The 15,296-nt window shown below is 32.5% G+C and carries 13 protein-coding genes; 12 read left to right on the top strand and 1 reads right to left on the bottom strand.

Going from position 1 to position 15,296, the window contains the following annotated elements; translation table 11 throughout:
- The first annotated feature begins 7 nt into the window (after positions 1-7).
- The 4 genes from ROY99_15360 to ROY99_15345 all read left to right on the top strand — a co-directional run bounded on the left by ROY99_15360 (position 8) and on the right by ROY99_15345 (position 4,808).
- On the top strand, positions 8-604 hold the full coding sequence (locus tag ROY99_15360) for a hypothetical protein (protein MDT3697752.1): 597 nt from the start codon (positions 8-10) through the stop codon (positions 602-604).
- A gap of 120 nt (positions 605-724) precedes the next feature.
- On the top strand, positions 725-871 hold the full coding sequence (locus tag ROY99_15355; protein MDT3697751.1) for a hypothetical protein: 147 nt from the start codon (positions 725-727) through the stop codon (positions 869-871).
- Positions 872-883: 12 nt separating this feature from the next.
- Complete coding sequence (locus ROY99_15350) at positions 884-4,462, top strand: RecQ family ATP-dependent DNA helicase (protein ID MDT3697750.1); 3,579 nt, start codon at positions 884-886, stop codon at positions 4,460-4,462.
- Between the two features lies 1 nt (position 4,463).
- Entirely contained in the window at positions 4,464-4,808 is a 345-nt protein-coding gene (locus ROY99_15345; GenBank protein MDT3697749.1) for a hypothetical protein, read from the top strand.
- 20 nt (positions 4,809-4,828) lie between these two features.
- On the opposite strand, the gene ROY99_15340 is transcribed toward ROY99_15345, so the two are convergent.
- Positions 4,829-5,401 (bottom strand): hypothetical protein, encoded by a 573-nt coding sequence (locus ROY99_15340; GenBank protein ID MDT3697748.1) that lies wholly within the window; start codon positions 5,399-5,401, stop codon positions 4,829-4,831.
- A 531-nt stretch (positions 5,402-5,932) separates the two neighbouring features.
- Between ROY99_15340 and ROY99_15335 the strand changes: the two genes are divergently transcribed.
- From ROY99_15335 to ROY99_15300, 8 genes are all read left to right on the top strand, one after another.
- Positions 5,933-6,127 carry a type II toxin-antitoxin system VapB family antitoxin gene (locus ROY99_15335; protein MDT3697747.1) on the top strand — a complete coding sequence of 65 codons (195 nt, stop codon included), beginning with the start codon at positions 5,933-5,935 and terminating at the stop codon, positions 6,125-6,127.
- The gene (locus tag ROY99_15330) at positions 6,124-6,528 is read left to right on the top strand and encodes a PIN domain nuclease (GenBank protein MDT3697746.1); all 405 of its coding nucleotides are present in this window, start codon (positions 6,124-6,126) and stop codon (positions 6,526-6,528) included. The genes ROY99_15335 and ROY99_15330 overlap by 4 nt, the downstream gene beginning before the upstream one ends.
- 243 nt (positions 6,529-6,771) lie before the next feature.
- Complete coding sequence (locus ROY99_15325; GenBank protein ID MDT3697745.1) at positions 6,772-7,458, top strand: hypothetical protein; 687 nt, start codon at positions 6,772-6,774, stop codon at positions 7,456-7,458.
- A gap of 267 nt (positions 7,459-7,725) precedes the next feature.
- The gene (locus ROY99_15320; protein MDT3697744.1) at positions 7,726-7,944 is read left to right on the top strand and encodes a hypothetical protein; all 219 of its coding nucleotides are present in this window, start codon (positions 7,726-7,728) and stop codon (positions 7,942-7,944) included.
- Positions 7,945-8,664: 720 nt separating this feature from the next.
- A complete protein-coding gene (dnaB, locus tag ROY99_15315) occupies positions 8,665-10,107 on the top strand; it encodes a replicative DNA helicase (GenBank protein MDT3697743.1) in 1,443 nt (480 codons plus the stop codon).
- An 18-nt stretch (positions 10,108-10,125) separates the two neighbouring features.
- Positions 10,126-10,974, top strand: a complete 849-nt coding sequence (locus tag ROY99_15310) for a DUF1460 domain-containing protein (GenBank protein MDT3697742.1) — start codon at positions 10,126-10,128, stop codon at positions 10,972-10,974.
- Positions 10,975-11,131: 157 nt separating this feature from the next.
- A complete protein-coding gene (locus ROY99_15305) occupies positions 11,132-14,374 on the top strand; it encodes a two-component regulator propeller domain-containing protein (protein MDT3697741.1) in 3,243 nt (1,080 codons plus the stop codon).
- 54 nt (positions 14,375-14,428) lie between these two features.
- Positions 14,429-15,073 (top strand): response regulator transcription factor, encoded by a 645-nt coding sequence (locus ROY99_15300; GenBank protein MDT3697740.1) that lies wholly within the window; start codon positions 14,429-14,431, stop codon positions 15,071-15,073.
- Positions 15,074-15,296 lie beyond the last annotated feature (223 nt).

The following is a 15,296-nucleotide window of genomic DNA, read 5'->3' as shown; positions in this document are numbered from 1 at the left end:
AGACAAAATGGAACAAAGATATTCAGAAACACTCAGCGGAATAAAAATAAAAAAACTTTTTACTTGGCGTGATAGATATTCTAAACAAGAATACCCATACAAAGTTGCCTTTAATTTACTTTATGAAATGTTAGTTGTTGAAAAAATGTGGAATGAAATTCAAAGCCCCTATAAGAAATCATTCTTCAATGTCGGGAAGAAGAGTTTTAATAATTTCCAAGATGCTCATAAATATGTAATAGACCGTAGCAATATTATAGCAAGAAGCGATATTCATCCAATTGTTGAGAATAAATACAAATCTATAGATTCAATTGCTGGTTTTAATTGGGCTTCTACTCGCAATCGTGTATTGAAAGCTCAAACCGGTGATAATAAAGAAGTGCAAGAAATTGAATTAGCATACTATTTTTATACTTGTGGTATTGAACTTATTTATGCCTGGTCTGCATTAGGTTATCTTGGCACTGATCAAGAATCTGCTTTTATGCAACTTACTGGAATGGTAATGGGTGGTGTAGATTATGGTTCGTATCAATCATTGCTTAACTTTTTTGGTCAAGCATCAAGTATGTTTTATAAACCTTTGCCAAATTTGTTTTAAAATGTTACCTAACAAGCCAATCAACCCGACTGCCTTTTCGCATTCGGGTTTTATAAAATTTATGGGTTGGTTGTTACGTTTTAAGTTTGTTGTTCAAAGTTGTTCTATTAATTAACATTGTTGCAAACTGCACTTGCAAAGAAAGATAAGTGCAGTTTGCTAAACCTGCCTGCCGGCAGGCAGGTCTTTGGCTTTGTCGTTTTAATCTGCATTGCTGTTATGGGCGGCGGGTTATCGGCAACGCCGTTAGTTGGCTTTGTAAAATAGGATAGTATTTTTATGATTGAAAAATTAGAATGTGGCTATATAACAAGCTATATAAAAGATTTACTGCCAGAAATGGATAATTATAGCCACTATAAAAACAAAGATATATTTCGTTCCTTATCTGCATTCGAATTAGAAACAATATCTTCATATTCTCCAACAAATAATCTATCGCAAAAGGAAAGACAATTAGTCTATGTTTTAGAAAATTTGCTAAGTAGAGGATTCCCAACCTTTTGTTCAACTAATTTAGAAAGAGATTTATCAAGAATTATTAGAAATGATTTTGATATTCAAGAATCGACCGTTCAAGGAGCAATAAAGTTTAATGATAGCATCTCTAACAATCGGGATAAAGCTGAATGGATAAAATCCATTACTGGCTCGTTAATATTATCCGATCAAATGTTTGATCCCAATAAAGTATTTGAAGAAATTGAAAAGAAGTATAATTCTGAAAATAATATTACTGTCAGCCAAGAAGAGAAAAAATTTTATTGCCAAATACTACCCAATATTATCGGACTGAATAGTTCGCAACTTTTTGAACCACAAAGAAAAATTGAAACTATGCTTCCGGCTAATGAAGCTCAAAATTATTTTGGTCAAAGAGTTGATTTTGCAATTGAGACCGTAGATATCAAAGTTGTTATTGAAATTGATGGCTTACAACATTTCCAAGATCAAGTTCAAATGAATCTTGACAATCAGAGAAGGAATTCATTACGAAACAATGGATGGAAAGTTATTGAAATTACTGCATTGGAAATTAATGAGGGCTTGAATGATCAAAATCTTAATGCGCTGAAACAAATAGTATTTGATAGTGAATATTTGGGTCGATTAAATCAAGATCAATCAATTGCTTTTTCATCTCTTTCAGATCAGTTAATCCAAATTCCGTTACTTGTAGCAAGATTCCAAAAAGTGTTATTATGGGCTTTAAAAAAAGGCTACTTAAATTTTAATCAAGAATGTTGGAATTTCTGTTTCATTGAAGATGATGTGTCATACGCAAAATTTGCAGTTGAGGATTCAAAAGTATGGTTGTCTAATTTTTGTTCACTTTATAATATACCTTTACCAGAAATTCAATATAGAACTGCAAAATCACTTGAAGACTTCAATTCCAACAGTAACAATGAGATATTGTTTTATATCTCATTAAAAAAGAAATGGGCAATTCAAGAAAAACAAAAAATCCGTGAGAAAGTTAATTGCTTAGCGTTTGTCGTTACATCTAGATTCTATTTTGATAATAATTTTAAAGTGAATTCTATAACTCCTTTTCCTTATGAGATAAATGAAAGCAAGGAAAAGAATCTTTTATTTTTACTGCAAAGTATTTTCAGAAAAGAAGACTATTGGGAAGGTCAGATTGAAATCCTTAAACGTTCTCTGGCATTAAAACCAGTTATTGGATTGTTGCCTACTGGTGCTGGTAAATCTCTAACTTACCAACTTTCTGCACTTTTACAGCCTGGCGTATCATTAGTCGTTGATCCCCTAAGATCATTAATGTTTGATCAAGCTGATAATATGAACAATTACCTTATTGATAATATTAGCTTTATCAATAGCGAATTAACGAGTGAAGAAAGAGTGCAAGTTGTTAATGAAATGTCGAATGGGAAATATCATTTAGTATTTATTGCACCCGAAAGATTTCAAGATAACAACTTTAGAAATTCCTTAATTCAGATGACTGTTTCTTTTTCTATACCTTATCTTGTAATTGATGAGGCACATTGTGTATCAGAGTGGGGTCACGATTTCAGAACGTCCTATTTAAATTTAGCTAAGACCGCAAAAATATATTGCAAATACCAAAACTATGTACCTACTGTATTAGCTTTAACTGGAACAGCTTCTTATTCTGTCTTAACTGACGTTCAAAGAGAAATTGGAATAGACGAAGAAGAAGCTAAAATATATCCATCTACATTTAACAGAGATGAATTACAATTCGATATTTATTCTACACCAAGCACAAACAAAAAAGACATTTTATTAGGATTGTTACAGAATACGATTCCGCAAGTCCTTAATACTAATGAAAATGAATTATTTCAACCGAATCGAAATAACACCAAATCTGGTTTGGTCTTTGTCCCTTGGACAAACAATGTGTTCGGTTCACAAGTACGAGACGATTTACAAAATAGGTTAAATATACAAGTTGGATTTTTTAGTGGTTCAGTACCAAAATATTTTCAACCGAATTTGCATCGTGTTCAACGCGAAATAGAGTGGAATAAAGAAAAAAGAAGAATTCAGAATGATTTTAAGAATAATGAATTTTCTGTCTTAGTTTCTACAAAAGCATTCGGAATGGGTATTGATAAACCAAATGTTAGATATACTGTACATTTTGGAATCCCTGCTTCACTAGAAGCTTTTTATCAAGAAGCTGGTAGAGCCGGAAGGGATAGGAATAATTCTTATTGTATAATAATTTTTTCTGACGATAATTCTACAATTGCAGATCAGTTTTTAGACATTAATCTTTCAGCACAAGATTTGAGAATTCTAAAACAACAAGGTCAATGGCCCCAATTTGGACAAGAAGGCGATATTCATAGAATGTTATTTTTTCATATGAATGCTTTTCAAGGGGTTGATATCGAAATTAATAATCTTCACAACTTGCTAACAAATAGCATTTACCCAGTTTACAATAATTTGCAACTTGGACAAACACATCAAATAATAATTCCACGAAATGATAACTTAGACAAATCGATTTATCGACTTTCAATTCTTGGAATTATTTCAGATTATACCATCGATTGGAATGCAAACCAATACAGTGTTACTTTAAATCGATTATCGGATGAAGAATGTTTGACAAATTTAAAAACTTATTTAAGTCGTTATAAAACTCCCGATTATATTCGTACAGCGGAGACACAAATATTTAACGCAAATGGAGCAAATATGCTTGAACGTTGTCTTGGCTACATTGTACGTTTTGCTTACAATGAAATTGAGAAAAAACGAAGAACCGCTTTAAAAACTATTTTAGAAGTTTCAAGAAGTTCCTCACAAATGCCACCAAATAATAGAAATAATTATATACGTGAGCAATTATTAACTTATTTGGAAAAATCAATTTTCACAGATCTTCTTTTAGAAATTGTTCAGTCTGATGACCATACAAAATGGTGGGAGGTTCTCGAACAAGTAACAGACATTGACTTAGCAAGACAACTACTAGGCGGCTGTCGCAGAACAATGGAAAGTTATCCTGAATATTCTGGTTTATATATTCTTAGTGCATTTGCCAGATTATCAATACCCAATCACGAAATTGAACTTGTAAATCAAGACTTTAGAACCGGAATTAATTTTATTCGACAACAATATGATTTTGAAATTCAAGAGAATATAATTGCCAATATTATTGATATCTATCAAAGAAAAATTGGACAGATAAATGTTGAGTTTGGCAAGTTGTTGCTTGATTTAATCTCATCAAGAAAAATTGCCCGCCTAATTTATCCTTCATTACCAAAGCATAGCAAAATGATATTATTATCCATTCTCTTAAAAAACACGATAAATTATAACAAACATTATATAGGTAAATAAAATGCCAGATGATTTTTTGAAAGTAGAGGAAACTATAAGTAATCTTTTAAATGAGCTATCTAAGATTAGAACCGCAAATGAACAGATAGATAAACTTGAGAAAATATCAAATGAGACAGCTAAAATTGCTGACAATGCAAACAATAATTCTTTACAATTAATTGCTCGCGGGAAAAGTATTTTTGATCAAATTGAGAAGGCAAAACTTGAGGTCAACCTAAAATCCATTTTAGAACAATTAAGAGAAAATAAAGAGATTTCTTCAAAAAATACTACATTGCTCATTACTGTAATTGTATTACAAATTATCGTTTTGGCTTTTGTAATTATTTTAAAATTTATGTAACGCCAACTAACAAGCCAATGCTAATGAACACATTCTTGTAGTTGAGGAGTAAGAGTGAGTCCGAAACGTTTAGCTTGTTTATGTAAATACTTTAACTGTCGTTCTTTGATTTTTTGTTCGTATTGTTTGATGCCTTGTTCAACAAACTCTATCCCTTTGGTCATAACATTATAAAAGATAACGGCAATTTTTCTTGCAGTGGCTTTAATAGCAGTAAGAGAACCTTTCCGTGCTTTAATCCTGTGATAAAAAGAAGTAAGAGCAAGATGTTTACTTTGAGCAATAGCTTGAGCGGCAAGACGAAAGACCTGCCCAGCGGAAGTATGTCGCTTAAATCTTTTCTTTTTGTTTGTTAAGCCGGATTGATCGAGTATGTCATAAAGAGAAACCCAGTAAACACCCGTGGCTTCCATAGCAACGGATGAAATATTGTTTTCTTTTAGGTAAGTTACAGCATCGAGAAAATCATTGGTAAAAGTACCGAATGAGATAACGGGTTTATCAGCAATTGCTATAAAGATTTTTCTGGAGCCGATATCAATACCGGCAGTATTGTTGTTAACAACAGAAAGTTTGTTCTTTGGCTTTGCCATCGGGTTAACTCCTTTTAATGAATTATAAAAAGTCTTAACAAGTCCGAAGGTGTAAATAGAGTAAGCTGCTAAGCGGGGTTAGAAATAGAAAGAAACCTATTTCTACCACCAATAAAAACTACACGAGCTTCGGAACAAGACTCAAGCACGGGCAATGGAAAGCACCAATGCGCTGGTCTGTCACATTTACTTGTTAAGTGCACCCGAAAGTTCATTAAATAAAAACTTGATGGCAACGCCATCATTGTGGACTCAACCCGACCGCCTTTTCGCATTCGGCAGTTTTCAGATTATGGGGTTGGTTGTTCCGTTTTAAGTTTGTTGTTCAAGGTAGTTCTATTAATTAACATTGTTGCAAACTGCTCTTGCAAAGAAAGATAAGTGCAGTTTACTAAAACATTAGCTTTGTCTTTTTAATTTGCATTGATGTTATCGGCAACGCCGTTAGCCGCTAAGTATGTAGGTATGCAATAAAGATAAATTGTGTGTATATTAGCTCTAAATTATACACAACATAAGAGGAATGAAAAAATGAGAACAAATATTGTAATTGACGATAAACTTATGTCGATTGCTCTTAAGACTTCTGGATTGACTACCAAAAAAGAAGTTGTTGAAGAAGCTTTACAACTATTAGTAAAAGTAAAGAATCAAAAAAAGCTCAAGCTATTGAGAGGAAAATTAAAATGGGAAGGCAACCTGAATGAAATGAGAAAAGATAAATGATATTTGTCGATTCTTCGGTATTAATAGACTACTTTAATGGGAAAAAGAATTGGCAAGTCGAAAAGCTTGATGAGATATTAGGAAAAGAGATTGTGGTAATAGGTGATTATGTTTTAGTCGAAGTATTGCAGGGATTTCGAAATGATAATGATTATAATATTGCTAAAGGTGTACTTAAATCATTCCCTTGTTTGAATATTTGTGGAGAAGAAATAGCAATAAAATCTGCTAATAATTATAGAGTGTTAAGAAAAAAAGGAGTAACAGTCCGAAAAACAATTGATGTAGTAATAGCTACATTTTGTATTGAGAATGAACTACAACTATTGCACAATGATAAAGATTTCTTCGCTTTAGAAAAACATTTAGGATTACAATCTTTAGTTCTAAAAAGCAGCTAACAAAAGGTTGAAGCTGTCTGCGAGTTCGCACTCGGCAGTTATGAGATTTTCGAGTTAGTTATGTGAAAAGTTTTTTGTTCAAGGTTGTTCTATTAAATAACATTGTTGCAAACTGCACTTGCAAAGAAATATAAGTGCAGTTTGCTAAACCTGCCTGCCGGCAGGCAGGTCTTTGGCTTTATCATTTTAATCTGCATTGCTGTTCTTTGAGGCGGGTTAAAAACAACGTCGTTATATGTTATGATGACAAGAGAATTAAAATACTTTATACTCTGGTTTTTCTTTGGATTAATTTTTGCTTTTGTTTTTTCTCAATATTTTAATTTTCCATTCTTACCAAAGAAAAAATATGAACAAGGTTTTTGGAACTACTTAAGTCGATTTCTCATTTTTTTTATTCCATATTTTTTCTTTTTAATTATTCGATTAATCTTTTTAATTATTTATAAGCTCAGAATTATTAAGGCAAATAATAAACCTTCAGTAATAGCTAGCGTTTTATTCTTTACACTATTTTTTGGTTTCTTTGCAAATCACTACGCTAACGAACATATTTACCTAAAACTTGTAAATGATCCATTTATTTATGAACCCATAACTCAAATGGATAAAGACTATAAAAAGGTTTCTTGGAGTAGACGTACAGACACTAGATTTAGAAGTGTTTTTAGCAATCCTGGCTTGATTAATGAGACTTTAATATTCAACTCCGATACAACAGCAGAACTAACTAAATCCATAATTGATAAAAATGATTTATTTCTTTGGAAATATTTATTAAATCTTTTCGACTACACTGGCAAAGAATTAGCAATTGTTAAAGATGATTCACTATTGTTTTACTACAAAAATTTCTTATATGATTCAAGATTTCTGATATTCAAAAATGATACACTTAGATTTGAACCAAGAAATAAGTATGAAATGTAAAAGTAATAACACCTAACCAGCGCCTCAACCCAGCCACCTTTTAGCATTCGGGTTTTATAAAATATTTGGGTTGGTTACTCCGTTACAAGTTTGTTGTTCTAAGTGTTCTTATTTATTTTATTAACTTTTAAACTCTGCTGCAAAGAAAGATAATGCAGTTTGCTAAACCTGCCTGCCGGCAGGCAGGTCTTTGGCTTTATCATTTTAATCTGCATTGCTGTTCTCGGAGGCTGCTTATCAGCAACGTCGTTATATGCTTAAATAATTATGAAAACAGTTCTATTAATAACTACAGTTTTTATACTTTCTTCTACAGAATTTTATTCACAAGATGGATCTGTTTATTTGAGTCCCGGGATGGGTATTTCGTGGGACTTAAACAGCAATTTTATTTTTAGTCCAAAATTTAGCGTGGGTTATTTAGAAAATGGAAAGTTTTATAATATTACAATTGGGAGAGCTTCCAGTTCAAACAATAGAGTGTAACCGTATTATTATTTTGAAACTCAATTTGGGGTTTTATCAAAACCAATAGAGTTTAGAAAATTACAATTATTTACTGGTGGTGGTATTGGAATTAATCTACATCTAAATCAGCAAAGCAGTCCTATTTCGTTCAGAGCATCCGCGTTCATTGGATATGGTGCGTTCATTAAAGCAACAATGATTACTAAAATTATTTTTATACCGATTTTGGATTAGAAACGGTTTTACCAATTCCTCTTAATTTTAAGTTCGGTAGTATTGGTGGTTAATAAAAACTAATAAGCGCATATAACCTCTTTAATAAGTAGAAAGTCAAGAGGATATAGAAATATTGTTCAATCCATTTTATGGATTGTAAAATAAGTTCTTTGAATCTTACCCGAATTAGAAAAAGCTGTTCAGTTCTTACCAATTTCTGAATCAGCAAAGATTATCAAAAACAGAATTGATAGATAAACTGGTGCTTATAAAAAATTGTTGAAAAATTTAATTTTTCAATAGAGCATCAAGAAAAAATGAGAAATAATAAAAGTAAAGTAAGCAAACATTAAATTGTGTATTTTAACAAGCACTCAGCCATTATCTTATAGACTCAACGCAATCTCTCTCAACAAAATGACAGCCGTTGAAGTTAATAACTCTTTAAATCCAACCTTGTAAATAATCTGTAAGAAAGTTACTTTTACATCCCCGATAAATATTTGGGATAGTGATTAAAAAATGGCAAAAACAAAAGCAAATACTAAAACAATAAATAGTTCTTCATTTACACAAAATGCAGTAAAACCACCATCAGCACCCGAAATCGAAGCTGCTGTTCTTGGTGCCATGCTTATTGAAAAAGAAGCTGTTCCAAAAGTAATTGAATTTTTAACTCAAGATAGTTTTTATTCTCACCAGCATCAGCTGATTTTTGAAGCGATGAAATCTTTGTTCGATTCTAGTGAGCCGATTGATACTGTTACGGTTTACGAAGAGTTAAAAAAACGCAATCAGGTTGAAGAAATTGGCGGAGCTGTCTATCTAAGCAAACTTTCTCAGGATATAACATCAGCAGCTAATGTTGAATTTCATTGCAAACTTTTGATTGAGAAACAAATCTTACGGGGCTTAATCTCATCATCACATCAAATAGCGCAAAATGCTTATGAGGCAAATCTTGATGCATTTGAAATTCTTGATGAAGCTGAACAGAAAATATTTGAGATAACTGAAACTCATCTTAAAAGATCTTTTCGATCTATGGATAAAGCTGTAAAAGAAGCTCTTGAATATATTGAAGCAATTCACTCTCAAAAAGAAAGAAAGTTTTCAGTTCCAACTGGCTTTTATGAACTTGATGAAATTCTTGGCGGTTTTCAGAAATCTGATCTTGTAATTGTAGCCGCAAGACCATCAATGGGTAAAACTGCATTTGCGCTGACTTTAGCACGCAATGCAGCAATTGATCACAAAATACCGATTGGTATTTTTAGTCTTGAGATGTCCACAATGCAATTAGTAATCCGTATGCTTTGTGCTGAAGGGAGATTAAATGCTCATCTTGTAAGAACCGGAAAATTGCCTAGTGAAGAAGGTGTTAAACTTAGTAAGAATGCACACAAACTAATTGAAGCACCTTTATATGTTGATGATTCACCTTCACAAACGGTGCTGGAAATCCGTGCAAAGGCCAGAAGATTAAAAGCAGAAAAAAGTATTGGAATGATTATTATAGACTATCTGCAATTAATGCAAGGTCCTCCAAGAGCTGAAAGCCGGGAAAGAGAAATCTCACATATATCAAGATCGTTAAAAGCACTTGCAAAAGAATTGAACATTCCAGTTATTGCACTTGCTCAGCTAAACCGCGCTGTTGAAACAAGATCTGATAAACGCCCGCAGCTTTCTGATCTTCGTGAATCAGGCTCCATTGAACAGGATGCTGATGTTGTAATATTTTTAAATCGTCCTGAATATTATGGAATTGAAAAAGATGAGAACGGAGAATCAAATGAAGGTGTTGCTGAAATCATTATCGGCAAGCAGCGTAACGGTCCAACAGGAACTATAAAACTCGCATTCATTAAAGAATATGCACGGTTTGAAAATCTTGCACATGCAAGGCAATTTGAGGAGTATTCACAAGCAGCCGCATCAAATTTTGAGGAAGATATTATATAGCTTATGCTGAAAAATATAATGAAAATATTTTTGATTTTGATTTCTTTTATTTTTATTTCATCGGATATCCAGTCCCAGGTATTTTCTGAAAACGATATAAAAATATTTAACAGTAAAATTTCTCTTGCTGATGAAAATGAACTTGGCAAAAAACCAATTAATGAAATAATAGCAGAAATCGGTAAAAGTTTTATAGGAACAGAATATGTTGCCCATACTCTTGAAAAAGATGGCGATGAACAACTGGTAATTAATTTTTCAGAACTTGACTGCACTACTTTTTTAGAAACTACATTAACGCTTGCACGCTGTATTGAAAAGGGTAAAACCAAACTGCAGGATTATCAGAACGAATTAACTTTTGTCAGATACCGGGATGGAAAAATTGATAAATATCCTTCCCGTTTACATTACTTTTCAGATTGGATTTTTAATAATCAACAAAAAAACATTGTAAAAGATGTAACAAAAGAAATCGGCGGTAAACAGATAAAGTTTGATCTGAGTTTTATGACAGAGAATCCTGAATACTATAAACAACTGGAAGAGAACCCTGATTTTATACCAGTTATACGTAAACAGGAAATAGATATAAATAAAAGAAATTATTATTACATCCCAAAAACAAAAGTTGAATCTGTAGAAAATAAAATTAAGACAGGCGACTTAATTGCTATCACCTCTTCTGTAAAAGGATTGGATATTAACCATGTTGGTATTGCAGTTAAAATGGATGATGGTAAAATTCATTTTTTGCATGCTCCTTTAGTTGGTGCTAAAGTTCAGATTACTCCTGAAACTTTACACGATTACTTACAGAAAATTAAAAAGCATACAGGTATTATTGTTCTACGGGCAATAAACTAAAATCATACCTTAATTTGTAAATACTTTTAACGGTTTTTTCCGTGAATAGGAATTCTGTTCATTTTTAAGCTTTCTTTGAAATTAATTTTTTAAAGTATCTTTTCTTTTTTAATCGGAGATATATATTTTATTCAGGAGCTAATCTGATTCAATTATAATGAAGATGAAAATTTGTAAACTTTTGTTATCAGTTTTACTATGCGTTTCTTTTTGCAGGGATGTCTTTGCACAGGAAATGAAGTTCAGTTCGTTTACTGCAATGAACGGTTTATCGAACAACTTTATAAATTGTCTGATACAAGATCATACAGGTTTTATCTGGTTTGGTACCGATGACGGATTAAACAGATTCGATGGATATGAAGTTAAAGTTTACCGTAATAATCCTGCTGACAGATTTTCAATTTCAGAAAATATTATCTGGGCAATGGCGGAAGATCATGCGGGAAATTTGTGGATTGGAACAAAAACCGGCGGATTAAACAAATACAATCCTGAGACTGATAAATTTGAAAACTGGACTATTGATTCCAATGATGCAGAAGAAATAAGTATAACATGTCTTTATGTGGATAGTAAAAATTTGATCTGGATCGGGACTTATAAAAACGGAGTCTATAGATTTAATCCTTCTGAAAATAAATTTGAGCATTGGCAGAATATTCCCGGTAATCCTAAATCCCTTTCCGAAAATTATATAACCTCGATTATTGAAGATAAAAAATTCAATATCTGGATTGCTACTTACAAGGGATTAAATAAATTTATTCCTGATCAGCCAGACAATCCTTTCAAAAGATTTACTGATCATATCAATACCTCTGTTTGGCATCTTACCGAATCAGATTTTTATGACAATACTATCTGGATTGGCACTTTAAACGGTTTAATAAAATTTAATACAGAAGACGAAATATTTCTTCAGATACCTCTGCCTCAGAATTTTGATCTGCAATATGGCTACAGTGTAAGTGCAATTGTTGAAGGAGCTGCTTATGGAGAAAAGATTTTATGGGTTGGCACGTATGGCGGTATTATCAGAATAAATTTAACAAATGATTACTCAGAAAGAATCACTTATAATAATGAGGGGAAGCGGGAGTTACTAAGCAATCAGATTCATGATTTACTTATTGATAGATCTGGTGTTATATGGATAGCTACTGATAATGCTGTAAATTTTTATTGTCCCAAACGCTCTAAGTTTAATAATCTTATTTCAGCAGAACATTTTTTAAAAATAGTTTCTCAATTATCAGAGAATAATATAAGAGCAATTGCACAAACAAAAGATAAATCAATCTGGTTTGGAACAGATGTCGGGCTAATTGGCGTACAAACAAGTAATTCAAAATCATCAATAATTAAGAGCGCTGAGCTGAGTGCATTAAATGTTTGGTGTTTGTATAATAGTAATAATGACAAACTATGGATTGGCACTTACGGACAAGGTTTAAAAGAATTAAATCTTAATACTAACCGAATCAAATCCTGGAAAGTCAATAATCCGAATTTTAATATTTCTGCTTTTGGCTATGTTAAAACAGTTCTTGAAGATAATGATGGAATGATATGGTTGGGATTTTGGGGAGCCGGATTATCAAGGCTGAATCCTCAGACTTCAAAGGTTGATCATTGGCGGAATGAACAAAATAATTCATCAAGTTTAAGTTATAATGATGTTTGGGTTACGTTTAAAGATAAATTTGGAAGAATATGGATTGGGACAAATGGAGGCGGTTTGGATTTATATCAAGGTGAAGATAAAAAGAATTTTTACAACTGGAGTGCTGATGAAGGCAGTAAACAGAATCTTAGCAGCAACAACATCTTCACAATTTATGAATCAGTTGAAGGTAATAAGAAAAAAGATCATTCGATTTTATGGATAGGAACAGCAAATGGTTTGAATAAATTTGAAGTAACTAATGACTCAGGCAGCAGAAATGGTTCTGAGCTGAATGTAAAGATTAAATATTACACAGTAGAAGATGGATTACATGATAACTCAGTTGAAAGTATTCTTGAAGATAAAAACGGAAACTTATGGATTGGAACAAGCTCAGCTGTTTCGTTTTTTGATATTAGAAAAGAACAATTTATAAATTACACTACTGCAGATGGTTTGAGCGGCAGCTCTTTTAATTCGGGTGCAGCAATTAAATTATCTGATGAAATTATACTTTTGGGCTGTACAGCAGGGCTCAATATTTTCAACCCGAATAGAATCACGAAATCAGATTATTATCCTCCGGTAATTATAACTGATTTCGAAATACTTAATCAGCCTGTAGAGAATAATACCAGCCCTGAAATTGTGGTGAATGAATTAAATAATGAATCGGTTGATCTTTCATATTATCAAAATGATTTATCCTTTCAGTTTGCTTCTCTTGATTACAATGCACCTGATGAAAATAAGTATGCATATTTTATGGAAGGATTTGACAGGGATTGGATTTACAGTGGCAAGCGGAGATTTGTTACATATACCAATCTGGACCCTGGTGAATATGTTTTTAAGGTAAAAGCAACCAACAGTGATGGTGTCTGGAGTAATCAAGTAGCTGAAATTTTTATTACGATCAATCCACCTTTCTGGAAAACCTGGTGGGCATATTCAATTTATACGATCGTATTTCTTGGTACTATGACTTTCATAAGATCTACAGAAATTAAAAGAAGAGAAAAGAAGGAGGAAGACAGATTAAGAAGAGAGCGCGAGGAGGCGAGATTACGTGAAGCGGAATTAAAAGCAAAAAATATTGAGCAGGAAAAGGAATTAGAAAATCAAAAAATCAGGAACAGAATTGCACAAGACCTTCACGATGAAATCGGCAGTAACCTTAGCAGCATCTCCTTGATGAGCGAGCTTATCCAGATTGATGAAAAGATAAATCAGGAAGTTTCGGAAAAAATAAAACGTATTCACAAAGTAGCAAAAGGATCAACTCAATCAATTCGGGATATTGTCTGGCTGACGAATCCTTCTTCCGATAGTTTGAAAGAGCTAATTGCTAAAATGAAAGAAGTTGCTGACAATACTCTTGGAAAATTTAATTTAAAATTTGATTATCCGCAGGAAGTGGTTGAAATCAATCTTTTACCCGAAACAAAAAGAAATATTTTCTTCATCTACAGAGAAGCTCTGAACAATATCATAAAACATGCTGATGCTAAAAGTGTGGAAATTAAATTCCATATTGAAAGCAATTCTATTTTACTCTCAATGAAAGATGATGGTAAAGGATTTAATACTGAGCTGATTAGCTCAGGTAATGGATTGAAAAACATAAAATCGCGGGCAAAAGAAATAAATGCACAATTGAAAATTGAAAGTAATCAGGGCATAGGTTCGCTGCTTGAATTAATAACTAATATCACGCATTTGCGTGATTGAACACGTTTTAAACAATCATTATTTTCAAACCACAATTAATACAGAAATTATAAAATGAAATCATTAACCGATGTAATTATTATTGAAGATAATGAGCTGTTAAGAGATTCGCTTAAGGAGGCTATCAACAAGAGCGGTCAGATCAGCTGCAGGCATTCGTTTGGTTCTGGTGAAGCCGCTCTTGATTTTATTGAAAAGGAAGAGTTAGTTCCCGATATAATTCTGCTTGATATTGGTCTTCCGGGAATGAATGGCATTGAAGTAATACCTGAGCTTAGAAAATTGTCTCCATCATCAAAAATAATTATCATAACTATTCACGATGATGATGAGAATGTATTTAATGCAATTTGTGCTGGTGCTTCCGGCTATCTGCTGAAAGATCTGTCATCAGATAAAATTGTATCTTCTATCAGTGAAGTTATGAACGGCGGCGCACCAATGAATTCTCACATCGCTAAGAAAGTGCTTAATATGTTCCGTGACCATAATATAAAATCTGATGGTTATGGTCTTTCTGAAAGAGAAAAAGAAATCTTAAGTCTGTTGGTTGAGGGCTTAAGTAAAAAATTAATTGCAGATAAAATATTTCTCAGCCATCATACTGTCGATTCACATATCCGCAACATCTACGCAAAGCTGGAAGTTCATTCCCGCAGCAGTGCAATTTCCAAAGCAATAAGAGAAAAGCTTCTTTAAAATATTCAAGCCTCTATCTTTAAAAATCACGCAATTGCGTGATTGAAAACAGATTCCTTAAAAAATAAATTATCCGGAGTTATTTCAATTAAATTATTCGAGAGGTGTCAATTGTTACGAAAAGCCGTATATAAAAATCAGACAATAAAATCTGAAATAAATCACTTGATAATAATTTAATAAGTAACCGGGTATCTAATCCAAAACAAGGAAGTATTTATGA

The sequence above is a fragment of the Ignavibacterium sp. genome (genome assembly GCA_032027145.1).
Taxonomy (GTDB): Bacteria; Bacteroidota; Ignavibacteria; order Ignavibacteriales; family Ignavibacteriaceae; genus IGN3.
Note: the sequence above shows the minus strand (reverse complement) of the source record. Positions and strands in the feature narration are given on the sequence as shown.

Coding starts and splice junctions, on each gene's coding strand:
- ROY99_15335 (MDT3697747.1), top strand. CDS start 5,933: ATGAGAACAAATATTGTAATTGACGATAAACTTATGTCGATTGCTCTT.
- ROY99_15345 (MDT3697749.1), top strand. CDS start 4,464: ATGCCAGATGATTTTTTGAAAGTAGAGGAAACTATAAGTAATCTTTTA.
- ROY99_15350 (MDT3697750.1), top strand. CDS start 884: ATGATTGAAAAATTAGAATGTGGCTATATAACAAGCTATATAAAAGAT.
- ROY99_15360 (MDT3697752.1), top strand. CDS start 8: ATGGAACAAAGATATTCAGAAACACTCAGCGGAATAAAAATAAAAAAA.
- ROY99_15310 (MDT3697742.1), top strand. CDS start 10,126: ATGAAAATATTTTTGATTTTGATTTCTTTTATTTTTATTTCATCGGAT.
- dnaB (MDT3697743.1), top strand. CDS start 8,665: ATGGCAAAAACAAAAGCAAATACTAAAACAATAAATAGTTCTTCATTT.
- ROY99_15340 (MDT3697748.1), bottom strand. CDS start 5,401: ATGGCAAAGCCAAAGAACAAACTTTCTGTTGTTAACAACAATACTGCC.
- ROY99_15305 (MDT3697741.1), top strand. CDS start 11,132: ATGAAGATGAAAATTTGTAAACTTTTGTTATCAGTTTTACTATGCGTT.
- ROY99_15300 (MDT3697740.1), top strand. CDS start 14,429: ATGAAATCATTAACCGATGTAATTATTATTGAAGATAATGAGCTGTTA.
- ROY99_15325 (MDT3697745.1), top strand. CDS start 6,772: ATGACAAGAGAATTAAAATACTTTATACTCTGGTTTTTCTTTGGATTA.
- ROY99_15330 (MDT3697746.1), top strand. CDS start 6,124: ATGATATTTGTCGATTCTTCGGTATTAATAGACTACTTTAATGGGAAA.
- ROY99_15320 (MDT3697744.1), top strand. CDS start 7,726: ATGAAAACAGTTCTATTAATAACTACAGTTTTTATACTTTCTTCTACA.